This window comes from Legionella sp. JM-2024 (assembly GCF_055389095.1).
This window is the reverse complement of record NZ_AP039388.1, coordinates 915,445-941,042: the sequence shown is the minus strand read 5'-3', so window position 1 is coordinate 941,042 and position 25,598 is coordinate 915,445. Positions and strand designations below refer to the sequence as shown.

Sequence of the window (25,598 nt, the reverse complement as noted above, 5' to 3'; positions counted from 1 at the left end):
TTAGTGATATGACGAAATGGTTCAAAAAATTTATTATAAATACATTATTACCATAATCCTCGGATTAATTTTTACTCATTTATTTTGGAGTTATGCTTTAGGAATATTAACTTCCAGCTTGTATAAGAATAACTTGGTTAATGTTAGAAATTTTATTGATAGGGAGAGATACCCCCTTATCCAAGCCTATTTGAATAAGAAATTAAAATCACCCCAAAAACCAGTAATCCTGGTACTCGGTTCCTCCTTTTCTTACGGTTATCGTCTTCTGGCTAGAGAAACTTACACTCATTTTATGGCTAAATATTTTCCAAATCATACTGTTTTAAATGCTTCACAGCTTGGGTCTAGCGGTGAAGATATCTTGACTAACATTAATTATTTAAAAACAAATAAAATACACTTGGATACCTTGATAGTAGAAATTAATTTATTTAATTTTACTTCATCAGTTAGCTTAATAGCAGCAGACACGAGCCCAAAATACTGGTTTGATAATATAAACAATTCATATAGCCAGTTTTATTTACTTCATCCACATGGAATTAATCTTCTTACCAATTTAGAATTAGATAGAATATATGACCCTGGTAAAAAGATAGAACACTCATATTCTTTTATTTCTTTACCGGACAGCTTTTCGGAAGAATACAGCCATTTTAAAAAAAAATTACCTATGTATAGGAATTTCTTAAATTCATTATTTTCATCTTCTTCAACTATTGCAGACCATGTGTATTTTTTTGTTTCTCCAATATACAAAAATGGTATAAAACAAACTCAATTTAAAATATCTGATATTCAGAATGAATTGGATGATATTCATCAAATATGTGAGAAATTTTCCAAAATTCATTGCCTGACACCCAGTTTTAACTATTCAAAAAATAACTTTATGAACCTGTCACATTTTAACGAACAAGGACACCGTGTACTAGCGAAATGGCTATCAGGCCAAATAGCAAAAACACAAAAACAACAATTAACAACGGTGGAATTAAATAAGCAAGTCAGCTAAAATACTCACCAATTTATAATTAATATACTTTATCATGAAAAAAATACTAATAGTTGGTGCAGGACAATTAGGCAGCAGACATTTACAATCGCTTAATTTACTAAATCAAGAAATGGAAATTAATGTTATTGATCCTAATATTGAATCACTTGAAATAGCTAAAACCCGCTTTGATGCCACTATTCAAGATGTAAAACATAAAATTAGCTATGCACAGACCATAACAAATCATCAATCAATAGACATAGCAATTATCGCCAGCACAGCAAATAGCCGAAGATCCATCATAGAAAATTTATTAAATAAAGCAGAAGTGAAACATCTGGTTCTTGAAAAATTATTGTTTACCCAAAAACAAGATTATTACGATATTGCCAAGCAGTTATCCACAAAAGATACAAAAACATGGGTTAATTGCACCATGAGGATGATGCCATACTATCGGCATTTAGATACTGTATTTAAAAATGAAATCATTCAATATCATGTCAACGGAAGCCAATACGGTTTAGTCACTAATGCGATCCATTATCTTGATCATTTGGCTTATATCACCGGAATCAATCAGTTTGAGCTGGATACCCGATATCTTGATAAACAAGTTATACCCAGTAAAAGAAAGGGGTACTTCGAATTAACAGGGACATTAATCGCGCGATTTGAGAATGGAAGCATCGGTTTCCTGCATTGTGATAAAAGTGGAATAGCACCCATTCAAATTGAAATTTACAATCATAATCTACGTGTTATCTCAAGGGAATGGGAACAAAAGGCATGGCAAACCAGTTTGGAAAAAGACTGGAAATGGGAAGAGGTTAATGCTCCCATCCCCTATCAGAGTATGCTAACTTCTGAACTGGTGACCGCTCTGTTAGAAACAGACCATTGTAACCTGACAAATTACAGCACCTCCATGCAACATCATTTACAACTACTGGCTCCTTTAAAGAGATTTTTATTAGAAAACGGCTTAAACAGTGAAGTGGATTATCCATTTACCTAGTGCTTCGTCAATGGATGTAATTCACTATCCACTCCCTCACGGTCGCGGCTCGGATTATTGTTAAAACCAAACCACGACCATAACCGAGCCGCGACCGTGAGGAAGTGGATAGATAGTGCTGATAAAAACTTGTATGATATTAATAAATGAATTACCCATACTATGAATAAACCCGCCTTAATCAGTATTGATCATATTAATCAATTAATACCTGCTATTGCTGCCTATCGACATAACAAAATAATAAATAAGTCCCCATTAAAACCCTTGGTAATTCTTACCAAACCACACATTCCATTTAATTCTCTTAGAATCTCTCATATCCAATCGTTAATTAGCAATGAACCCAACTCAATTTTTTTATCGGGTTACTCGCTATTCAAACACCCCAAATTCATCACTTACTTACCAGTAAGATTACGAGCAAAACTAATACATCGTAAACTAAAAAAATATGAATTTGATGAATTCTTCTTTTCGCATGACATCAGCAGTGATTTTTGGAACCAGGCATTGATGCACGCTTTTCCCAATGCGAAACGTATTTGCTATGGCGATGCCTTAGGATTAGTCTATACCCAGAACTATTTCTCTCGATTTATGTACCAAATTATTAATAAGAAAAGAATTATACTGCACAATATACTTGCAAGATTAAAAAGAAAATTAATCTATCCAGCAAAAAAATATCAATTACAAGCTCAACAAGCCTTACTGGCTATACCTTGTGATCCCGGGAAAGATTTTTTAACTCAATGCGATTTCTCTATTATATCTAGAAATGATTTAAAAAAATGTGTGGCTGATCTTGCTAATTGCATCCCTGAATTTAAAACTCATATGCGGGATCTAATCAAAAATAACCCCAATCCATGCTATCTGCTTATGCTCAGCAATTTTACTGAGTCCAAATTAACCACGATAGATAATGAAATTGCACTTTATAAAGACATTCTATCAGAATACGCCTCTGTAGGTAGTACTGTTATTTTAAAACCTCATCCCGCACTTAATCCTGATTTATTTTTATTAATAATTAATGCGTTAAAAGAAAAATACAATATACAGGTAATAGACCAGCAATATTATCATCTACCCATTGAATTGGCAGAAAGTTTAGTACAAGGATGTGAAGTGTTATCAGTGTCTTATTCCTCTATTTCTCTGCCATACCTCTATGATAAACAGGTAAAACATGTGCTGACACAAGAGCTTGTGAATAAATATTTTTCAATTGAAAAAATGAGTTGGTTTATAGAAAGCAATAATTTATACATTAGTATGATCAATGCTCTCCCAAATTGGAAACAGGATCGTGAGTTACTTATCTAACAACAGTAGACTTCTTAGGACACTCGCTGCGTTGAGTGAAATGAAAGAAGAACCGAAGCGCATAACCGGAATGTACACGTCAATACATGAGGACTCAAGCACCGCATCGACACAGCAATTCGTCACCACAGTTGAGTTTCCAAAGAAGTCTAATGCCGATCACTCTATTAATATTGGAGTCGTCATTATTAACTACAACTCAGGGAAATATCTGTTAAAAGCAGCTCACGCACTGGCTATACAAACCTATAAACCTTCTCAAATTATCATTTTTGATAATGCCAGTCATGAAGAAATCCCCGAAGAGATATTTAGTCTGGATTTGCCTTTAACAGTCATTAAACATGACAAAAATCTTGGATTTGCATCTGGCAATAACCGCGCGATAGAATATTTATCTCCTGCGATCAATTGGATAGCATTACTTAATCCTGATGCCTACCCCCATAAAGAATGGCTTGAGGAAATGGTATACACCATCCGTGAATACCCACAATTCGCTTTCCTGGGCTCTAAATTAATTTGTGAACAAGAACCCCATTTATTGGACGGCACTGGAGATTGCTATCATATCAGCGGAAAAGCCTGGCGCAGGAATCACAGGAAACCACTTAATCAGGATCCTGGTAGTATCTCAGAGATTTTTTCTCCTTGTGCTGCTGCTGCCCTATACCGACGTAATGCGTTTCATGACGTTCAAGGATTTGATGAGCATTATTTTTGCTATTATGAAGACATCGACCTGGCTTTCCGTTTATGGCTTTTAGGCTATAGGGGGGCTTATGTTCCTAAAGCTATTGTTGAGCACACTGGCTCAGCAACTACCAAGAGGCATAGCGATTTCTATACCTATCATGGGCATCGCAACCTGGTCTGGACTTACTTTAAAAATATGCCTACGGCCTTATTACTGCTAAGTATTCCATTACATCTTTTATTAAATATCGTTACTATTATTTTATTTATGTTCAGGGGACAAACCTCAACCATTCTAAAATCCAAGATTGACGCAATAAAAGGTTTGCAGAGGGTTTTAAGACAACGCAAAATAATCCAAAAATCTCGAAAAACAAATATATTTCAACTACTCAAGATCCTGAATAAAGGTTTACCATGGTAAAAAATTTAGAGAATGTTCATCAAATTGTGTCATTCCCGGACTTAAACCAGGATATACATATAGGTATTTTAACAGGATCAAGAAAATGAAATCTCAATATCCCTTAGTTACTGTAGTAATTGTAAATTACAATTCAGGGGAAATGTTGCTGAAATGCATCGAGGAAGTATTAAGCTGCACTGTTCCGGTAGAAATAATTATTTCTGATAACGCCTCATCTGATAATAGTTTGCACCTTTTAACTAGTGCATACAAAGACAATCCAAACATTCATATTCATAAAAACCATGCCAATCTTGGTTTTTCAGCTGCTAATAATGCGGTCTATCCCATGATAGAAACACCCTTTGTTCTATATTTAAATCCAGATTGTTTTATTAGCGAAAACACTATTGAACACCTGCTTCAGGTTATGAATGATTATCCTGAAGCTGGAATGGTAAGCTGTCTGGTAACTAATCTGGATGGGACTGAACAAGTAGGATGTCGAGGCCTTACCCCAACCCCTGCCAGAGTATTCAATCAAATGTGCAAATTAGATAAAATATTTCCAAATAACCCCAAATTTTCAGGCTACCTGTTATCTGATAAAGCCTTACCAGATCATCCCATAGAAGTAGAATTGATTTCAGGGTCATGTATGTTTGTTAGAAAAAAAGCGATAGATGAAATTGGCCTGCTTGATGATAAATATTTCCTTTATTGTGAAGATTATGATTGGTTCTATAGAGTCTTGAACGGAGAATGGAAAATCATTTTTACACCACATACGAAAGTAACCCATGTAAAAAGCTATAGTACGAAGCAGATTCCTCTTAGAGTCCTGGGATACAAAGCAAAGGGAATGTGGAGATATCATAATAAATTCTTTAAAAATAACTCATCCTTTTTTACTACACTGCTGGTAAGAATTGGAATACTCAGTCGTTTATTTGTTTTAAGCAATATTCTTTTATCAAAAAAATTGTTGAAAATCATTAATAAACCCATCAAATTCTATGTTAAAGAATAAAATAAAATGCCTGTTGTTGCTTTAAAATTTCTCCGAGATTATAATTCGACCAATAAAAAAAATAACTAATGATTTTATAATGATAAATAACAAAAGGATTGTTGCCTTTATACCTGTGCGTGGTGGAAGTAAATCCATTATAAATAAAAATCTCGCTCTACTGGGTGGAAAACCCTTAGTTGCCTGGCCAATTGAAGTGGCATCAGAAGTCACTGAAATTGATGACATTATCGTATCAACTGATGATCAAAACATTGCGAATACCGCAAAATCCTATAACGTTACTATCCAGCACAGACCTGATTATTTAGCTACAGACACAGCACTGGTTGCAGACGCAGTACGCTATTGCCGAACAGTTCTCGCTTCTGAAAATAACCTGCCTGATTATATGATATTACTGGAAGCTACCTCGCCTTTCCGAACTAAAGAAATCATACAAAAATGTTTATACCGTTTAATTCATGAGGATCTGGATTCCATTGCTACTTTTAATGAATCTGAAATAAATCCACATCGAATCTGGTCCATTCAAAATGACCAGCCAGAGCCTTTTATTAAAGGTGCAATACCTTGGATTTCAAGACAAAATTTACCAAAGGCCTATCAGTTAAATGGAGTTGTTTATGCTTTTAACCTAAGGACCTTTCCTAATGAAGGACCAAACGTCCTTTTTGGAAAAATGGGTGCAGAAATTCTTGATGGAAATTCTGTAGTTGATATCGATACAAAAAAAGATTTGGTGGTTGCAAATGTCTTATTCGAAACCCGAAACAGCACCGAGGTTATCTGAGCTTTTTTCACTAGAAGATAAAACTGCTTTAGTGATAGGAGGAGCCGGCTTATTAGGCAGTGAGATAGCTCACGCTTTTGCTGAGCAAGGAGCTAACGTTATTATCGCTAGCCGTAGTATGGAAAAATGTCAAAATTATACTAATTATCTAACTGAACATTTTAAAAATAGCATCTTTACTCCTCTCTCAATGGATATTTCTAATCCTGAATCCATAGATCTATGTCTGCATACAGTGAATGAATTATTTCCTGATGGCCTGGATATTTTAGTTAATTGCGGCTGGTCAGGTCGCAAAAACACTTTTGAATCCATTTCTGATGAAGATTGGAATATGGATATCGAGATATGCCTGAATGGAGTGTTTAGAACCATTAAGAGAGCCTATCCTCTTTTAAAAAAGAAAAAAGGGAATATTCTTAATATAGCGTCCATGTATGGTCATGTTGCTCCTGATTATAGGTTGTACGATAGTGAGAGATTTGCCAACCCACCCAGTTATGGCGCAGCCAAAGCAGGATTAATACAACTCACCAAGTATTTGGCAAGCTTCTTATCACCCCACCAAATCAGAGTAAATGCCATAAGCCCTGGACCATTTCCCTTTGAAAGTACTCAAAAGGAAAACCCTGATTTCATTCAACGTTTAAATAACAAAAATCCACTGAATCGAATTGGTAAACCTCATGAATTAAAAGGCGCCGCCATATTACTATGCTCAGAAGCCGGATCTTATATAACTGGCCAAAATATATGCGTTGATGGTGGCTGGGGTGTATGGTGATGAAAGCAGGTATTTTAGGATATAGCGAAGGAAACGGCCACCCCTTTTCATTCTCTGCCATTATTAATGGATATGATCCTGATGCGTTTATTGCAGCAGGTTGGCCTGTTATTCTAAACTACCTGGAAAAGCAATCTAAGGATGCTTTTGATTTTCATGATCTGAAAGTAAGCCATGCATGGACTCAAGACAAGAGTTTGACACAAAAATTATGTGCCGCAAGCAAGATAACCTATGCGATCGATGATTATGAAGAGATGCTAGGTAAAGTAGATCTTGTCTTTATAGCCAGGGATGATTATCAAACTCATTACAAAATGGCCAAGCCCTTTCTGGAATATGGCATACCCGTTTTTATTGACAAACCACTAACTTTAAATATTGATGAATTAAACTATTTTGAAAAATATTTAAATAATGGTTTGCTCATGAGTACCTCTGGTATGCGCTATGCTCAGGAGTTGGATCTAATAAGAAGTAATGATTTAAATCTTGGAGAATTAAAATTAATAGAGGGTGTTGTTTTAAATAACCTGGAAAAATATGGAATTCATCTTATTGATGCAATTAATGGTTTGGGACTAGGAAAAGTAATTTCTGCGGTGCGACTACCTACCCCATTCGAATCATATAATCTCACCTTGCAAAATAATGTTATGTTTAACTTATCCTGTATAGGAGAAGTCGGTAAAACCTTTCATCTTTCGTTTTATGGTACGAATAATCATTACCATTATGACCTTCATGATAATTTTACTGCATTTAAACGAACTATTAAAAATATGCAATTGATGGTTAAGAAGAAACTACCTGTTATACCACCGCATGAAACGATCAATACCATGCGATTAATAAGGCAATTGTCTTCATTAAAACCTATGGAACAAATTACTTTCAACAATAAAGAATAAGGACAGAGAGTGTTTGATCTAACAAATAAAACGGCAATTATCACAGGTGGGGCTGGAATTCTTGGTAAAGGTTTTAGTCGAGAACTAGCAAAAAATGGTGCTAAAGTTGTGGTAACCGATGTTTGCTATGATAAAGCTGAACAGGTGTGCCTATCAATCCAAGAGGAGTTTCCAGAGGCTAAAGTTCTTCCTTTAAGATGCGATGTCACAGATAAAGTGAATATCACTCATATGGTTGAAACAGTTAAGACTCAATTCAGTTCAATTGATATACTTTTAAATAATGCAGCCAGCAAAACAGATGATTTATATCAGTTCTTTGCTCCTTTTGAAGAATACACTTTAGAGACATGGCGAAAAGTAATGGAAGTAAACCTGGACGGTATGTTCCTTGTGGCTCAAGCGGTGAGTAGAGAGATGATAAATCAAAACACTGGGGGCAGTATTATTCAGACTAGCTCCATTTATGGCGTTGTTGCCCCGGATCAAGGCATCTACAAAGGATCTGAGTATCTGGGAGTGAAAATTAACACACCTGCTGTCTATTCTGTATCAAAAGGAGCTGTCTTAAGCTTAACTAAATATCTGGCAACGTATTTGGCCAAATACAATATTCGTGTTAATACTTTAACTCCTGGCGGTATTGAAAGTGGACAAAACGATGTCTTTATTAAAAATTATTCAAATAAAGTGCCTTTAGGAAGAATGGGAAAGTTTAACGAATTACTAGGTGCCTTGGTTTTTCTGGCATCAGATGCTTCGTCCTATGTGACAGGACAAAATATCATAGTAGACGGTGGATTTACCTGTTGGTAAAATAATAATTACCCTCTAAACATATATTTTTTGTTAGTGATCTTTTAATTTTGTTTTAAGCAAGTCAAAAGACATTTATCAAAAATGTAGTCCCATGATTATTCGCGGACTGAAAGATCCCCTAAAAATGTACATTTTTAGGGGATCTTTCAGTTCTCGAGCTCAGGCCAACGCTGAAGAAAATCTCAATACAGTATAGAATTTATAATAAAGTTTATTCTATTGTATAATGATGACTTTATTTTTATAGTATATAAATAATGCTCTTTAATTCTTATTCTTTTCTTTTCATCTTCTTACCAATTACCTTCGCCTTATTTTCTTTTTTTCAGTTTAGTCCAATACATTCTAAAACAATTGCATTTCTTTTTCTAACCTCCATTATTTTTTATGGATATTGGAATTTATACTATTTGCCTCTATTGTTAATCTCAATTTTATTTAATTTTCTCATCAGTTTATTAATAGAACGAAAAAATAGAAATCTCTTCTATGTAGGACTTATTGGTAATTTATCATTGCTTGTTTACTTTAAATACAGCCAGTTTTTATTAGCGAATTTATACTTATTACTTAATCAACCTCTGGAATTAATCAATGGGGATCTACCACTAGGTATTTCTTTTTTTACCTTTACACAAATTGCTTATCTCACAGATTGTTATAGAAAACAAATTAAGGTACCTCCCTTTGTGAACTATGGTTTATTTGTCACCTTTTTTCCTCATTTAATGGCGGGACCAATACTTCATCATCAAGAAATAATGCCCCAATTTGAAAATAAGGGAAAAAAATTACTCAATTGGGAAAATTGTGCAGTTGGCTTGACTATTTTTTCTATTGGTCTTTTTAAAAAAACCATCATTGCCGATTCTTTAGCACCTTATGCAAACACCGTCTTTAGTGCAGCGTCCAAAGAATCCATCACTTTTATAGAAGCCTGGTGCGGAAGTATTTCCTATACGTTTCAATTGTATTTTGATTTCTCAGGTTATTCTGATATGGCCATAGGCTTAGCTCGTCTTTTTGGTATCGTGTTTCCTTTAAATTTCAATTCACCATACAAGGCACCCAATATTATTATTTTCTGGCGCCGATGGCATATGACCTTATCCCGTTTTCTTCGAGATTACGTCTATATCCCTTTAGGCGGGAACCGCAAAGGAAATATCAAACGATACATCAATTTGATGATAACGATGATCATAGGTGGCATTTGGCATGGGGCTGGATGGACTTTTATTATATGGGGTCTATTACACGGTTTCTATTTGGTAATAAATCATTTATGGCTTCAGTTTAAAAAACATTATTTTCAATCGTTCGTCATAACGAAATTTATTGGTAATTCTTTTGCTCAAATCGTTACCTTTCTGGCTGTTGTGATAGCTTGGATTTTTTTCCGCGCAGAAACTTTTACGACTAGCAGTCATATTTTAACTGCATTATTTCATAATATTTCACTATCTAGTACCTTATTTAATTTTGAACAATTAAAGCACTTATTAGCACTTTTATTCATAACAGGATTAATCGTATTTTTAGGACCGAACACTCAACAATTACTCAATAAATACAATCCCGCACTCGAAACTTACCCAGGGGAAATTGAACCATATCTTTTCAAGAAATTGTACTGGGCACCTAATGTGTTCACTGCAGCAATTTGTGCTATTTTGACCTTACTTTCACTGCTGTCTTTGGGGCATATCAGTGAGTTTTTATATTATAAATTCTAGGTGAACTCAATTGAATCGCTTTAAAAAGTTTTTCATTTTTTATCTCGCATTTCTTCTATTATTTGGTTTTATTACCATATTATTTAATTGGCTGGTTAATCCGTACGATATTTATAAATCAGTACCTATTCAAAAGTTCAGTCAGAAGCCACAAGTTACCTCCCACCTGCGTCTTACCAAAGCTATAGCAGTAGAATGGAAAAAACCAGAGTATCTGATATTAGGCTCATCTACTGCTGAAACAGGGCTTAACCCTGATTTTTCTGCATGGAATAATTCTCAGGTTTATAATCTGGGTTTGAGCGGAGCAAATATTTATGAGGTGATGCGCTATCTACAGCATGCTGAGGCAATTAAGCCTATTAAAAAAGTCGTTTTAGTCGTTAATTTCTTTATGTTTAATGCCTATGTCAATAATAGAGATGATTTTAATGAGTCATTACTGCGTGTCGATATCAATGGTAATAAAAATCCCCTTGCTGTAAATACTATTTTTTCTACTTTACTGTCATTTGATGCATTAAAAGCGAGCCTGGAAACCATAAAAAACCAGAACAAAAGAAATGCCTTTCTAAGTAATGGACAACTTGTTCATGATTATAGACAAGAACAAATAGACCAACTAAAAGGCTATAAAAATAATTTTTTGCATACGGAAAGTTACAGTAAATTATCTTTATTGCCATCACCACAAAATCAATTCAGTTTTACTAATCCTGAAAATGGGATTAACACTATTGATTATTTAAAAAAAATCATAGCGATTTGTGAAAATAACAATACTGAATTAATTCTAATCCTTGCTCCAGAACATGTCAGACTTTTAGAGACCTATAAATTATTAGATTTATGGGACATCTATGAGCAATGGCAAAAAGAGTTGATGGTTACAATAACAACTCATAATCAAAAACACCCCAACTCAAAATTTGCTTTATGGGGTTTTAATAACATTAATTCCATTACAACAGAACAACTTCCTGATAAAGAGGATGCCAATACTAAAATGCATTGGTTTTGGGACCCTCAACACTTTAAAAATGAATTAGGGAACCTAATATTGTCAGTAGTACTAAAGCTAAAAGATGAACCTGAGATTAGTCATTTTTCTACTTTACTAACACAAGATAATATTCAGAAAAAATTAGAGAATGATAAATTAGCGCTAAATAAATGGGAGAATAGAAATCCAAAAGCAGTTATAGAACTAAAACACAATCTATTTGGAATTACCACTCCTGAATCTGATTAACCAGTTCCTAATAAAGCAACTCTTCTAAATTATCGATGAATTCTCATTTTTAATAGTTTATCACTGTCAGCATCATGATATGAAAATAAAAAATTCAATTCGATCATTAAAAGAAAATATTGAGTTTTAGAAATCTGATTATATTTACAGAGTTAATTCATTAATTACTTTATAAATTCTTTCAAAACTTAACCCATCAATCATTCCCCAATGTGCAGAAATTTGTTTTTGTGCTGTTTGTATTTCATTAAAATATTGATTTTCTTCCAAAATCAATTTCATTACCTGTTCAAATTCTTCTTGTTTCGATACTTTTAAAACACCTGAAGCCTCATCATAGTCGTTCAAATTAAATTGATAAAAATCATAATTGATCACTGGCTTTCCAAGTGCAATAGCCCAACGTACAGTACTAGAATAGCAACTTACATAAATATCATGTGTTGCTAGTTCATCAAGAATGTAAGAAGTACTGATATTTATATTTAAACTTTCAACAAAACTTTTAAATTCCGGCTGAACTGCTGGATGAAGATTAATTGTAACTCTTACATTTTTTAACTGACTTAAAAATTTAAATACTGTTGAAGTAAGATCTTCATAAGTATCAAACTCACATAAATTTGACCGCTCATTATGATAGCTTGGGGGCCAGCAAACCAAAATGGATATTGGGTTATCTATATTATAGCTATTTTGCTCCACCAGATTTCTATTATTTAAATCTAAACGAGTTTTCAAATAATCACAGTAGGGTGAACCGGTTAATACTAATTTATTAGGTTGAACCTCTTCCTTTACATAATGATTAAACATGATTTGACTTTCAACACCGAGAGCATTTGCGAATCCTCCATGAACAGTCCATGGGTTGTATAATTTTATTTGCAACTCCTCACGCGCTAAAATGAAATGAGGATTTAACAAAATTGAACCTGAAAATTTACCCCTTTTAACCCAATGCGGAAAATTATCTTTTACCGCTAAACCTGCTCCCTCATCAGAGTTATATAATTCTTCATTTTGCCTTTTCTGAGCTAGAGAATTTTCCAAATCCATGTAACTTCCATATCCATACGGTATATCTAAAATTGGAATTTTCTTGAATATTGCTGCTTGAATCAAACAAGCATTAGAGCCTATTCCATCCTCGCCCACGATCAATAGTTTGGGTTGATACTTCGTAAAAAATTCTTCAGACCTTGATAACTCTTGGCTTAAACTAATATACAAAGCCCTAAGAGTATCAAAATTTAAATCATATTTTTTATATTTATTTTCTAACTTATTAACTCTATCATCTAAATTATCTTTCTCATTAATATTCAATTCACTTAAAAAGATGAACATTCCATTAAAATCATTTATAAATGATAAAATTCTGGAAACCAATTTTTCATTCTTTTCGGGTAGGACAAAAATTATAAACTCTTTTTTTACTATGAGTTGTAAAGCAAGCATCGCAAGGACAGGCGCATCTGTAAATGAATTGATGTAAATAGCAATTGGTTTTCTATTTACTTGGTCACCATAATAAAAACTTAAAATTTTCTTTAATACTTTATTCATAAAAACCATCAATACTCCAAATTATGTCCAGACTCGGTTAGCAATTTTCAGCAAAATTTCTCTGGCTTTAAAAGTTGCATACTCAGGGTTTTCCAATTTTTTACTCGCCATCCAATATTCTCTTTTGCCACTATCAGAAAATAAATATTGTAAATTACGACTATCTGGTTTTTGGGAGTCAAATATAAATGCAATATTTTTTTCCTTATATGGCGATGCCTTAATCATGTTGTAATTATTCAAATGATTCAATAAGTCCTCTTTATAACATAATGCAATAGGGCTGATGAAAGGAATTGGTGAAAAGAAATTTAGATAGCTTGCATCATAAAGACAATTAGACAAAATACTACAAACTGCATCACATAATATCAATGTATGTTCGACTTTTTCATCTTTCATCAATCTAAAGGAGATTTTTGAACTTTCTAGTAACTCAATAGTGCTCAGAGCTTGATCATCACTCTCACGTGGGTGCTGCCTGTATACGATAGTAGCTCCCGGACAAGCTTCAGGTACTAAAGATAAAAAATCCAAAAGGGTTTCTTTATATCCTGGAATACGGTGAAGTGATTGGCCAAATAAACCAATTACAATATCTTCAGTTGATAAATCAGCTTTTTCCCTTAATTCTTTTCTGAGATGAATAAGATCTAATGATTTATACCAAGAATGTCGTGGTGAGCCTATGACCAGGCCTTCAGTATCATGTCGCTGTTCTGTTAATATTTTTGCTTCTTGATCTAAACAAAAATAATAATCTGCGCAAGTACCGAAAAAATCATTAACTTCACCCCAAAAATCTTGCATCACCACTGTTGGAATTTTATTTTTAGCAACAGTAATCAATGCTTCATCAATACCAGCATCACCTGGTGTAGACAATCCACATAAAATAACATCAGGCTTTATTTTTTCCAAGAGTTCATCGGCATAATTCAATATAAGATCCGCTTCATTGCTATCTTGCTGTTTCACTATAAAATTGGGTACCAACTCATATTCTAAATTGTGATTACCAAAATACTGAGCTGCGGGAGGTTGAATATATAAAAACAAGTCACAATCAGGAGCAGACTTGGCCAACTTTACAATTTCAATGATATTAATAGCGGCCCCGACATCCCTAGATGACACCAGAATTCTCTTTCTGGACATAAACTTATACCTGTAGAATTTTATTTAAAGTAATTTGCATTTTTTTAGCTAGTTCAGATAGCATATAAAATTTGCGCCATTCCTGTTCATATATGTTATTTCCCTCCATTTCACATAATGTAAGAACACACAATGAGCGAAGAGCAATTGTTGATAAAGCAAATCTGTCTGTTTCTTGATACAAATAAGAGCCACCACTTTCAAGATAGGCAACCATAAAATGTTTACCTAATTCCTGAATATAATCAATCGAATTATATCTTACAAATACCAGACGCTCTAATATTAATGCCAATTCATAAATTATTGGCAAATAGCTGTGGAGAGTATCCTCAAAATCAAAGAAATAGACATGATTATCAACCATCATCATATTTCCAGGATGCAAATCTCCATGTATGGCTTGAAAATCAGCCCCTTGAGTAAAATTCAAGTCGCCATTCAAAGCCAAACTTCTCACATAGTCAGGAAATGGCCCTATTTTAATTATTCCTTTCGCAATTTGTTCACGTATTTCATTTAATTTCGATATTCGCTTATTTGTTCTGGTTTTAATACTATCTTGTAAAGGATAATTTCTAAGCGCCTCATGCATTTTTGCAAGAGAGCTTCCTAATTTTTTGAGAACATCAATGGAAGATTTTAATCGAGTGCCATCAAGAAACGGGTAAATAAAATAACTTTTCGAGTCCGATGACAAAGCAGAGTTGGCATTTACTCCTTGCATCTGCAACCATCGAGCCACATGTTCAGCTTGTTGATAATGCTCAAAATGCTCCTGTTGAAAACATTTAATAAAATAGTTTTTTTCGTTTTGCTGCTCTTTAATCAAATAAAAATTTGATAACTGATCTTCAAAACAGACCTGATAGACCGTGCCACTCAATTGCACTTTTCCTAATAAGGTCTCTGCTTGATTGGAATCAAGCGGTACATAATCAGGCAGACCAGGCATTAGGGTCTGCCAGGTTGGGTTTTTAAGAATCATTTTTTTTAATATCAGACCATTGAACGGGATTATTTGCCTTGATTATTGAAGTAACATTACTTCCATTTACTAAATCCCAGTGTTGTACAGGTACGCCAAGGCATGGAAAAGCAAATCTTACATTATCTAGTGAAAGCGTTTCACCCGGTTGGATATCTCTTCTTGCTACAACACATTGGCGTTGTGAGCTCCCAATCACTCCCTTGATTTGCCGCCTTGGGTTGCGTTCAGTACTGCCTAAAGATTCCCAGACATCGTATACCTTTTGCAAAACATCAGGTAAGTCCTCCAGACTCATTGAATGGGAAATATCTTGATCAAGCTCCTCAGGGTATACATGAACCCCTTTTTCCAAAATTGAAGCACCTAAGGCAATAGAAACATAAAGCATTTCAAGACCATTATGATGGTCAGACAAGCCAACAGGAAGGTTAAACGCCTGTGAATAAGTTTGCAAAAGTCTTAAATTATGTGCTTCGGGTAAAGCGGGATGTCCATCTGGGCTGTGCTGGACAATGATGTCTTCACAACCAGCAACTCGTGCTGTGTTGATCGCATTAAATACCTCAGCAATAGTTGATCTGCCTGTGTCGATAAGTAAAGGTAAGCCTTTTTGTGCGGCATAACGAATTAAAGGGATATGTACTATATTAGCGGATGCAATTTTTAACGCACAAGCGCCATGCTGGGTTGCAAAATCTACTGCAGTAAAATCATACACAGAAACTATAAACGGCATGGATGCGTTTCTCACGATAGAGAATAACTGTTCATACTTTTCCAAAGGCATCACCTTACGCTCAATCAGTTCTCTATAATTCTCCTTTTTAACCTGACCGTCTTTGGAAGTATATGTTTCCATAAGATCACTGGGAAGACATATTTCAGGATCGTTTAAAATTTCTGTTTTTAATACGACAGGTTGTTTCGGAACCATCGTACGCGCTTTTATAATCGTTTCAACCATGTTCTTGGCAAGCTGATAATCACCATTGAAATAGCTGCCAACTTCAGCTAAAAAAATTGGTGGGTATTGAGTACTGACATTAAAATTCCCAAGCTTGAATTCTCTTTCCACAATTGTACCCTCATAAATTTAGAGTGATATTTTTAATAAATAGTGATCAATTAATAGCTTTAAACCATTAGTAAGCTGTCTTTCATTTTTTTCAGTTCTCATAGTCCAGGTCCGAACCGGATCTTCTTTGGGGTTCAAATCAAGATTAATCTTGAAAGGATGGAAGCACCATTGGCTACATTTGTCTTGTATCAACTCTCCAATAGTTTCTTTGCTAAACACGTTCCATCCTTTCTCCCACTTCCCTTTCACCCCATTCTTCCTTTTTCGGTGGGTTATTTCACAGTCAACCCCAAATTCGTTGAAAGGTGACAAGATATAAATTGTTGCACCTGGTCGACAAGCCTTGAACAAATTTGAGAAAAAGGCGGGTAATTCAGACTCATCAAAAATAGACATAACCCCGACTACAGTAACGATATCAAATTGATGGGCTAAATTGTCTGGTAATTGTAGAATAGACGCTTTAAAAAATTCTTTATCTGGTTGCAGTTTTTTACACTGATCAATTAAATCGTCAAAAACATCAATTCCCGTGTACTGAAATTCTGGATATCGATTAGAGAGAAAATAAACCAATTCACCAGTTGCACAACCGACATCAAGTAAAGAAACAGTCGAATCTCTTTGTTCCTGGGCAATGAAAAAATCAAGGAATTTAAAAATTTCTTTTGGATTTTTTGACCATCCTTCAGTGATGTAATGTTGAAAATTCTGATAATTAGCAGACATAATTATTAATCCTAGAACTGTTTTCCTTTTCTGAAAGCAAAAATTCACAAAATTGCAAATCAAGCTTGGTATCAACATCAATACTGTCTTCCATACTCATCACATAAGGTAGACATGGAGATTGGTAAAATTTTAATTGATCAAGAAAATTTGTTGTTTTTAAAGCATAAATAGCCCCATTTTGCCTATACACTTCTTCCAAATCCTGAGTCCTCTTTTCAACATCCTCCAAACAAGTGTATGGCAAAACCTCATTATCCTTAATGCGAATGCATTTTCCAGGATGATGCTCAACTTTACAAACACTCATAACACTATTCATCCCGGATTCTAAAAATTGTTCCAGACATTGTTTTAAATGAAATGAAGATCTTAAAGGGGAGGTAGGTTGTAACAATACGATGTAGTCAGGAAAATAATTGGTTTCGCTAAACGTTTCTATCACATGTTTTACAACATACTCATTAGATACTGTATCGCCAGCTAATTCCAACGGCCTATTGATAACCATTACTCCGGCACCAAGAGCTACCTCAGAGATCAAATTATCTTCAGTTGACACCACAACATCAGTAATTAAATCACAATGGCTAGCAGCAAGAATAGAATGCACGAGTAATGGCTTATCTCTTAAATTCAAGATGTTTTTACGAGGTAACCTCTTTGAGCCTCCTCGTGCAGGAATAATAGCCAAAATGCTTGGTTTATTAAAATGATAAATCAATTCATATCCTTGATGTTTTGTAACAACTCATCTGACACTTCTTCTCCAAATTACCGGAGAGGAAGAGAAGGAAAATATATTTTAACTCTTCCTTCGCACTACCTTCCGCAACTTGTCCTCGGAATCCAGGAATATTCCACTATTCCTGGATCTTGCGGACAAGCCGCAGGACGTCGCATCTCGTTAATCTTAAGGTACTAGAAAACCTGTTGTCTTAATATCCATCGTCCATTATCAAAAGCCCAAAGATGTGGTGATCTAAACTGATTGGTCAACCTCTCAAAATATTCCCTATCCATTTTGGGTTGCTCAAATTGTTTAGCTGCTATGGGTAGTTTTTTTGAATCAATACTTAAATATTCAAAATTCTCTTTTTCAAATCGTTCCGGATATTCACCATCAAAGCGTTTTACCAAAGCAACTCCTTCTTCCCGCACCAACTCCCCATTGCGAATTTCCTGGGAGCTATCGTAAGTCGCTCTACCAATCCCAAATTTGATAAAAGTGGTGTAGTAGTGCAAATCATCAATTTTATCGTCTATACCGCTGTATTTACTATAGGTACCCGCAGTCCGCTCGGGTGAGGGGGTAAATCCACCATGGTTTACAGCAAAATAATAACACTCTTGTGGATGCCAAGGTAAATAATATCCTAAATATTGTACTTCAATGTTCTTATCAGCTAATTTATTTGGATTAGGTGGAATATAAGGCTGTAGCTCTACTTCAGTTAAACCAAACTCTTCCTTCAACTCAAGCGCTGATATTCCAGAAAGATAAATATTGGAAATATCATTGGCAGTGAAATAACTGATATCCTTGGTTGCTTTTTCGTTTTCCTTGGCATTGTTACCGTATTCCGATGGATTTTCCCCATAAAATACTAATGGAATATTCAAATCCATTGCGATTTTTGGTGGATAGTACATTTGACCAAGAATAAAAGGTTGAAATGGGTGATATAATTTTTCCAGTGCTAATCTGGTCAGCAACCTATGCACTTGTCCATTAGGAGTGAACAGATAATTGTCAAATCCGGCATGAATCCAAGCCTGAAAATTATTCCAACCCCAAGAGGTATAGATATGGGGAGCCCAAGTAACGGTTAAAGGATTCATTCCATATTCATATTTTAACATATAGGCTGTGTAAAAGCTGTCCTTGCCACCTGATCCAGGAATAAGACAATCATAATGGCCATTTTTGCTACGATATTTATCGCATAATTCTTTTAATTCTCTTTTTCTTTGTTCCCAATCGATTGATTTTTTCCTTTCCGCAATTCGGCAAGCGGAACAGACACCTTCTTCATCAAAATTAATAGTAGGCTTCTTGGCATCAATGGTATGTTTATATTCTTTTTCTGAATTAGGCTTTTGGTTGCTGTAAGTACACTTGGTACAAAACATCACCTCACTTGGCAAACCATAAAATATCTCCTCTGGTTTACTATCAAGTTTGTATTTAGCAAGGTTGACTTCTCCTGGGTACGTAATCATTAAATGGAATCTCCAATAATATTCATCAATAATTTATGCTAATACAATTTACCAATTCTGTCCTAAACAGAATATGAATTTATATGTATTAAATTGTTAGTAAATTAATTTGAACGGATCACAAAATCAATACATAAACTCATAAAATCACATCTATATTCATCAAACTATTTTATTAGACATAGTATGCATTGATAATTCATTTACTTTACTTTCAAAAAATCTCCATATACTTCTTTATGCACACTAATTACAAGATTTTTTATGTAGTATCTACCTCCCCGACTAAAAGTCGGGGATAATATTTGGCATTTGTAAAACCATAGTCAATGGATCTTGTAGTTATTCACCATAAATTTGGTGAATCAAATCCATCGTTTTTAAACTGTCCTTCAAGGTTATCGCATTATTATCTTGACCACGCACACCTTTACAAACTTCTTCGGCCTGTTTATAAAATCCTGCTTTAAATTGTTGATCGATATCATCCAATGTTAAATCATGGACTATTCTTTCGTTTGCATTTTGATAGCGTGCCTTTTCAAGGGGTTGCATTGTCCAGCGAATACTTGGGGTACTCACACTACATGCCCAAGGACCTGGCCCTTTCCAAATGCATTCATATAATGCACGGTCCCCGCTGTCAAACTCTACATAACTAATCACAATTTCTGTTTGATCTTTTTTCCAGGGAGCAACTGGAACAACCTGTGTTATCTCACCTCTCGCAAAGAATCGAATCAAGTCAATGGTATGGATTGAATTAGCATACATAAATTTTTGAACAATTTTTTCCGGGTGCTGGCATGCTCTTGCCTCTTCAAAACTCTGCTGATCCTGAATATGGATAAATCTCTTATCAGAGCTTTTTGAATCCAGATCGTTGCGAATTTGTATTGAACTGGAATAAAATCTTCTGTTTAAGCCTACATATATTGGACCTTTTGCTGTTAATGCTGCTTCCGCTATATCATGAGCGTCCATCAAATCATATCCGGCTGGCTTTTCCAAGAGCACAGACCAATCATATTGAAAACACTTTTTCGCAACTTGATTAGCCTCAAGCTCAGGAACTGCAACCACCACTAAATCGGCGCTCGTTTGTTTATTTAATTTTTCAATTGTCTCTGCGACATATGGAACACCAAACTCACTTGCTAAAGCGACGGCTTTTTCATAAGTTCTGCTTAATAAACCAGTCACTTGAACTCCAGGCACAGCTTGAAACGCTTTAATATGCTCACGTCCCATTCGACCTGCACCTATTATTGCAACACTTAAATTCTTCATAATCACCCTTGCTACAAAGTTAAGACGCTTTTCGAGGTACTTTTTTAAGATGAATTAATTCCTTAACCAAATCATTGATTCTGTGAGTTGATTTTCCGTCCAAATTACCCCATTTTCTTTTTTCTATGTCCAATTGTTTCTTAATAACAATAAACTGTTCCAACTGACTCATGGTATTTATGGCCCGTTTAAATTCTTCTTTAGTGCACGCATTAAGCACTCCATTGACGTTTTTATAATCTGAAAAGTCATAATAAAACATATCGTAGTTGATAGTTGGAATACCACATGATATAGCCCAACGAATCGTTGCAGACGCAAATGCCAGGTAAATATCAGATAGAGCGACTAATCGAGCAGTATCTATCTGGGTAACTAAGATATTTTTTTTCACAAAAAGATCAGATAATTCCAGGTAGTTTGGATGAGGTCGAAAAATAATTTCATAATCCTTTTTAAATATCTCAACACAATCCGCAATAAAGTTTACCGCATCTTCCGCATCTTCAAAATCAAATTGAGGAGGATTAGCTGTAATTTGATTTGGAAAACCTCCGAGCAAGAAAAAAGGTTTATCACTTTCTATACCTAATTCCCGGTATAATTTTTTTCTTTCGTCTTCCTTATTCAAGTAATAATAAGCCAAATTATCGTCATAACAGGCACCTGTGATTTTCATTTTAGAAGCAGGTATTCCACTATTACGGTAATATTCAAACATTTTCTCATTTTCAATGGCTATCACATTAGCATATCCACTGTTCATCATCCATGGATCAGGGGGTGAGGTTCTGGTTATGATATGACCGAACACATGTTCTGCAGGCAATCTTAAAACTCTTCGAGCATCATCTTTCATAACCCATGAACGAAAAAAAAGTCCAACTACCTTATTAAAGCTATGATATGTTACTTGAAATTCCTCTCGATCTTTGAGTGCTTGAAATGCTTCACTTTGGTTTGCAATCGTATAAGGAAGAATTAAACTGGGAATTTTTAATGAATGGCCTGATCTGATTATTAACGGAGAAATCTTACCGACTATGTCTTCTGGTAAAATAATTAAATTATACTGGCCTTCTTTCAGGATATTTTGGAATTGGTAATAGTTATATCTATAAGTTCGGGGAACGTAAACTATGGGCGACTTAATAAAATCCGAACATTTATTAATCCATATACGAATTGTAGAATATAGCATACGACATTGATACATAAACCAATGAAGACTTTTAGCCACCAGAAACAGGGGAAACAATAAGACATTAGACTTTTTAATAAACATTTTAATAAATTTTTTAATATTTATTTTAATCTTGAATGCTAAAGCATGAACTTTTATGATGAGAGTTTTAAGGCTTCTAATTTTTAATTTTTCTACTCTACCTCTCGCGCTTTTAGATCCCTTCTCTTTATCTATCTCATCCGGTTTTGAAGTTTTGTTCCTGCTAATATTCCATTTTGGTTTGTTATTTTTTTGGGAAAGCTCTGGAGAATTATTACGTGATTTTTTAAATTCGATTACCAAATTGCTATTAAATATTTCTATACCGTCTATCTCTCCAAGATCAATGCTGTTTTCAATTTCTTGCAATACAATTGAATCATAGTACGGTGAGTCTACTCCACAAAAAAGAATAAAGCACTGATAACCAAATTTCTTCAAACCGATAGCTGCCCTTTTCATTTCAACAAAATCGGACAATCGCTGAACAACGAATAGTATTTTAGATGATTTGGATTGAGAAATTTTCATATCGAGCGTAAGTTCAAAAATAACTACGCATACTTTCATATTTCTCAAAGCTTGTAAAGTTTCCAGTTACAGGAAACTAACCAGAATTTCACTACTGCAATAACGATATTTAGGGCAAGCAGTGATTTTGTAGCTAAATATTTAATATCTGATAAAATCCATCAGCAATTTATACTCGTAAAACCAATTCAAAGCCAATGAATTGAGAATTTTTATTAGTAAAATGCAATAGTAACACTTTATCAATTTAATAATTAAAATAGTATAACTCTTCAATATGAACAAATTAAAAACATATCGTGGCTATCTGCTAAAAAAATTACTGTTGGTTTTATTTTTATTTGCCTTTGTATTTATCCCGATTGAATTATTTTCCAGATGGGTATCAGTCAATTCTATTGCCCCGTTCGGAAGTTGGTTTAATCGTGACCAAAAATTTCTTATAGCCGACACAATTTATGGCGGTATTGTTGGCATAGGTGATTCAATTATTGCAAGGGATTTTTATCCGGAACTTTTCTCTTCATCCTTAGCCGAAAAACTATCTGTAACATACCCTAGCTATAACTTAGGTCTTGAAGGAGCCAATCTGGAGGAACAATTAGCACTCTACAAATATCTGATTAAAAGAAAAGTAAACCCAAAATTGGTTATAATCGATGTGCCGGTTCATATTCTTAATGTCGATAATTTTTCTATATCTTCTCCTGCAAGCAAAAAACCTTTAAAGTTATGGGAAGATAATGTTTCCGATTACTATACTCGCTGTGAGGTACGGGATTCTTATGCTATTTCCACAAAAATATATTGCAAGTTAGCAAGTAAACTCTATTTCCTACGATTGCTGAATTTTTACCATCAGCAAATTAATAACAGCGATAAGACTTTGTTACACACATCAAAATCACGATTAACCAATTTAATTTATAATCACCAGCCAGTATCTGTCGTAGGTTTCTCACCCATTTTTAATGTCATGACTTCCGAGTCCGCTAACACCGATTATTTATACAATGCCATGGTGAAAACTTATGAAAGAGATTACGTTCATTATCAGTTAGGAACGGACAGGCTAGAGCACTTTATAGATGAATTCAACAACCACCAGACTAAAGTAGTCTTGGTCCTGATGCCTTTATACCAACCATTAATGCGTAAAGTTCATGACCAACTCAATGTACCTGAAAACCAGTTAATCGTTGAGAAAATTAAACAATTTGCAGAGAAGAAAAAAATTGCTTTCGTCAATTTATTCGAAGAATTACAAGACCCGGAAAACTTTCAAGATCCTGTCCATATGAATGTTCTCGGCGCATCAAAAGTGACCATGCTTTTAGCAAAAAAAATCCTGAACAAGGAGTATACCTATCCAGAAGGTTATCTGGATACAGAAATATATGATTATATGAAGAACGCTCATGAGGATAAACCATGAACTTTGCAACCTTTCAATTTATTTTATTTTTAATCCTCTCATTAGTTGTCTTCTTTTTTATAAATGCCAATTATCGAAAATATTTTATTTTGGTTTGCAGTTACGTGTTTTATGGTACATGGAGTGTTCCACTGATTAGCGTCATACTTTTCTCTACTTCAGTAGATTATTATTTGGGAAACAGGATTTATAATACGACGTCTAGCCAACTAAAAAAACTGTTTCTTACCCTATCCATTTTAATCAATTGCTCCATTTTAATCTATTTCAAATATGCTAACTTTTTTTTGGATAACGCGAACACTTTAGGTGCCCTTCTTGGCTTCGATTTACCAATACCCAAAGCACTTCATATCATTTTGCCTTTAGGTGTTTCTTTTTATACTTTCGAAGCGATCAGTTACATTGTGGATATCTATAGAGGAGAAAAACCGGCGAGCAATTGGTTAAATTATAATTTTTATATTATGTATTTCCCTCACCTGATTTCAGGACCCATTGTCCGTTACAAAGAAATTTATCAACAATACGAAGGCACAATTGAACTACCAGAATTCTCCCGAATTAATGAAGGACTAAGACTGGTTTTGTATGGTTTTATTTTTAAATTAGTCATAGCAGATGGAGTCGCCTCTACTGTAGATTCAGTATTTAATAATTACCAAAACGCAACTCATCTTGAATCATGGCTTGCAGCCATTGCGTTTACCGTACAAATTTATTTTGATTTCCTGGGATATACCCATATCGCAAGAGGAGTTTCCTTATTTTTCAATATCAAGCTACCTCTTAATTTCAATCACCCTTACAATGCAGTTAATATCAGTGATTTTTGGCAACGATGGCACATCAGTCTCTCGCTCTGGATTAGAGATTATTTATACATTCCTTTTGGCGGCAGCCGAGGCACTTTAATTAAAACAGTTAATAACTTAATAGCCACGATGTTTATTGCCGGATTATGGCACGGAGCCTCATGGAACTATGCCATCTGGGGAGCTTATCACGGCCTGTTGTTGTCTATATATCACATCTATCGTAATAAATTTAAAAATAAGAATACTGTTTTATCGAATAGCTACCATCAAATAGCCTCTATAGCTTTCACATTTTTATGTGTTGTTGTTGGATGGGTCATTTTTAGAGCTAATTCTTTTGACCAAGCTTACACATTGATCTCGAAAATGTTTAACCCGATTGGTATAGCAAAAGAGATTGCAGTTAATCATTCTTTAAATAACTACACTGATTCGTTGTTTGGTTTAATTGCATTAAGCACATTGTGTTTCATTGGACCACAGATAAATCAATTTGAAACTCGGACTCTTTCATCACTTCAACCGCTTTGGATTAAAAAATGCGGTTATATCTTTGGTATGTTGATGCTGATAATATTTATGTTTTCACCGACTAAACCCTTCATTTACTTTGTTTTCTAGAGCGTTAGGTATTGAGAAGCGATTGTAGATTATTTCACCATGAAAATCTGAATAGCATAATAATTGTTCTCTTATGATAAATAAATGGTTGTATGGTATTAGAAAACTCTATTTTTTGAGGAACTCTACTAACTGGTATTTTAGTAAAAT

The 25,598-nt window shown here is 34.4% G+C and carries 22 protein-coding genes; 13 read left to right on the top strand and 9 right to left on the bottom strand.

All coding sequences use genetic code 11. The features are described from left to right. The first annotated feature begins 16 nt into the window (after window positions 1-16). The 11 genes from ACZ5EK_RS04100 to ACZ5EK_RS04050 all read left to right on the top strand — a co-directional run bounded on the left by ACZ5EK_RS04100 (window position 17) and on the right by ACZ5EK_RS04050 (window position 11,780). The gene (locus ACZ5EK_RS04100; RefSeq protein ID WP_464431534.1) at window positions 17-1,018 is read left to right on the top strand and encodes a hypothetical protein; all 1,002 of its coding nucleotides are present in this window, start codon (window positions 17-19) and stop codon (window positions 1,016-1,018) included. Between the two features lie 34 nt (window positions 1,019-1,052). Beyond that, the gene (locus ACZ5EK_RS04095) at window positions 1,053-2,021 is read left to right on the top strand and encodes a Gfo/Idh/MocA family oxidoreductase (protein WP_464431533.1); all 969 of its coding nucleotides are present in this window, start codon (window positions 1,053-1,055) and stop codon (window positions 2,019-2,021) included. Window positions 2,022-2,183: 162 nt separating this feature from the next. Further along, complete coding sequence (locus ACZ5EK_RS04090) at window positions 2,184-3,353, top strand: polysialyltransferase family glycosyltransferase (protein ID WP_464431532.1); 1,170 nt, start codon at window positions 2,184-2,186, stop codon at window positions 3,351-3,353. A 40-nt stretch (window positions 3,354-3,393) separates the two neighbouring features. Continuing rightward, complete coding sequence (locus tag ACZ5EK_RS04085) at window positions 3,394-4,473, top strand: glycosyltransferase family 2 protein (RefSeq protein ID WP_464431531.1); 1,080 nt, start codon at window positions 3,394-3,396, stop codon at window positions 4,471-4,473. 85 nt (window positions 4,474-4,558) lie between these two features. Continuing rightward, window positions 4,559-5,485 carry a glycosyltransferase family 2 protein gene (locus ACZ5EK_RS04080; RefSeq protein WP_464431530.1) on the top strand — a complete coding sequence of 309 codons (927 nt, stop codon included), beginning with the start codon at window positions 4,559-4,561 and terminating at the stop codon, window positions 5,483-5,485. Window positions 5,486-5,564: 79 nt separating this feature from the next. Then, window positions 5,565-6,278 carry an acylneuraminate cytidylyltransferase family protein gene (locus ACZ5EK_RS04075; protein WP_464431529.1) on the top strand — a complete coding sequence of 238 codons (714 nt, stop codon included), beginning with the start codon at window positions 5,565-5,567 and terminating at the stop codon, window positions 6,276-6,278. Then, a complete protein-coding gene (locus ACZ5EK_RS04070; protein ID WP_464431528.1) occupies window positions 6,238-7,062 on the top strand; it encodes an SDR family oxidoreductase in 825 nt (274 codons plus the stop codon). Before ACZ5EK_RS04075 ends, ACZ5EK_RS04070 begins: the two co-directional genes overlap by 41 nt. Then, the gene (locus ACZ5EK_RS04065; RefSeq protein WP_464431527.1) at window positions 7,062-7,973 is read left to right on the top strand and encodes a Gfo/Idh/MocA family oxidoreductase; all 912 of its coding nucleotides are present in this window, start codon (window positions 7,062-7,064) and stop codon (window positions 7,971-7,973) included. Before ACZ5EK_RS04070 ends, ACZ5EK_RS04065 begins: the two co-directional genes overlap by 1 nt. A 9-nt stretch (window positions 7,974-7,982) precedes the next feature. Next, the gene (locus ACZ5EK_RS04060) at window positions 7,983-8,789 is read left to right on the top strand and encodes an SDR family oxidoreductase (protein WP_464431526.1); all 807 of its coding nucleotides are present in this window, start codon (window positions 7,983-7,985) and stop codon (window positions 8,787-8,789) included. Window positions 8,790-9,202: 413 nt separating this feature from the next. Beyond that, window positions 9,203-10,528 (top strand): MBOAT family O-acyltransferase, encoded by a 1,326-nt coding sequence (locus ACZ5EK_RS04055; protein ID WP_464431525.1) that lies wholly within the window; start codon window positions 9,203-9,205, stop codon window positions 10,526-10,528. Window positions 10,529-10,538: 10 nt separating this feature from the next. After that, entirely contained in the window at window positions 10,539-11,780 is a 1,242-nt protein-coding gene (locus ACZ5EK_RS04050; RefSeq protein WP_464431524.1) for a hypothetical protein, read from the top strand. 144 nt (window positions 11,781-11,924) lie between these two features. Here the strand turns inward: ACZ5EK_RS04050 and ACZ5EK_RS04045 are convergent, their stop codons facing one another. The 9 genes from ACZ5EK_RS04045 to ACZ5EK_RS04005 all read right to left on the bottom strand — a co-directional run bounded on the left by ACZ5EK_RS04045 (window position 11,925) and on the right by ACZ5EK_RS04005 (window position 22,613). Next, window positions 11,925-13,349, bottom strand: a complete 1,425-nt coding sequence (locus ACZ5EK_RS04045; protein ID WP_464431523.1) for a hypothetical protein — start codon at window positions 13,347-13,349, stop codon at window positions 11,925-11,927. A 21-nt stretch (window positions 13,350-13,370) separates the two neighbouring features. Continuing rightward, entirely contained in the window at window positions 13,371-14,507 is a 1,137-nt protein-coding gene (locus ACZ5EK_RS04040; RefSeq protein WP_464431522.1) for a hypothetical protein, read from the bottom strand. Between the two features lie 4 nt (window positions 14,508-14,511). Beyond that, window positions 14,512-15,462, bottom strand: coding sequence for a phosphotransferase (locus ACZ5EK_RS04035; protein ID WP_464431521.1), 951 nt, complete (start codon window positions 15,460-15,462; stop codon window positions 14,512-14,514). A gap of 22 nt (window positions 15,463-15,484) precedes the next feature. Continuing rightward, window positions 15,485-16,573, bottom strand: a complete 1,089-nt coding sequence (locus ACZ5EK_RS04030; protein ID WP_464431520.1) for an N-acetylneuraminate synthase family protein — start codon at window positions 16,571-16,573, stop codon at window positions 15,485-15,487. An 18-nt stretch (window positions 16,574-16,591) separates the two neighbouring features. Then, window positions 16,592-17,305, bottom strand: a complete 714-nt coding sequence (locus ACZ5EK_RS04025) for a class I SAM-dependent methyltransferase (protein WP_464431519.1) — start codon at window positions 17,303-17,305, stop codon at window positions 16,592-16,594. Beyond that, window positions 17,295-18,029 (bottom strand): acylneuraminate cytidylyltransferase family protein, encoded by a 735-nt coding sequence (locus tag ACZ5EK_RS04020; protein ID WP_464431518.1) that lies wholly within the window; start codon window positions 18,027-18,029, stop codon window positions 17,295-17,297. Before ACZ5EK_RS04020 ends, ACZ5EK_RS04025 begins: the two co-directional genes overlap by 11 nt. A gap of 197 nt (window positions 18,030-18,226) precedes the next feature. Continuing rightward, window positions 18,227-19,528, bottom strand: a complete 1,302-nt coding sequence (locus ACZ5EK_RS04015; RefSeq protein ID WP_464431517.1) for an N-acetyl sugar amidotransferase — start codon at window positions 19,526-19,528, stop codon at window positions 18,227-18,229. A 342-nt stretch (window positions 19,529-19,870) separates the two neighbouring features. Then, the gene (locus tag ACZ5EK_RS04010) at window positions 19,871-20,818 is read right to left on the bottom strand and encodes a Gfo/Idh/MocA family protein (RefSeq protein ID WP_464431516.1); all 948 of its coding nucleotides are present in this window, start codon (window positions 20,816-20,818) and stop codon (window positions 19,871-19,873) included. A gap of 19 nt (window positions 20,819-20,837) precedes the next feature. Then, window positions 20,838-22,613 (bottom strand): hypothetical protein, encoded by a 1,776-nt coding sequence (locus ACZ5EK_RS04005; RefSeq protein ID WP_464431515.1) that lies wholly within the window; start codon window positions 22,611-22,613, stop codon window positions 20,838-20,840. A 238-nt stretch (window positions 22,614-22,851) separates the two neighbouring features. Between ACZ5EK_RS04005 and ACZ5EK_RS04000 the strand changes: the two genes are divergently transcribed. Together ACZ5EK_RS04000 and ACZ5EK_RS03995 are read left to right on the top strand one after the other, a co-directional pair. Next, on the top strand, window positions 22,852-24,009 hold the full coding sequence (locus ACZ5EK_RS04000; protein WP_464431514.1) for a hypothetical protein: 1,158 nt from the start codon (window positions 22,852-22,854) through the stop codon (window positions 24,007-24,009). Beyond that, on the top strand, window positions 24,006-25,448 hold the full coding sequence (locus ACZ5EK_RS03995; protein WP_464431513.1) for an MBOAT family O-acyltransferase: 1,443 nt from the start codon (window positions 24,006-24,008) through the stop codon (window positions 25,446-25,448). Before ACZ5EK_RS04000 ends, ACZ5EK_RS03995 begins: the two co-directional genes overlap by 4 nt. Window positions 25,449-25,598: the final 150 nt, after the last annotated feature.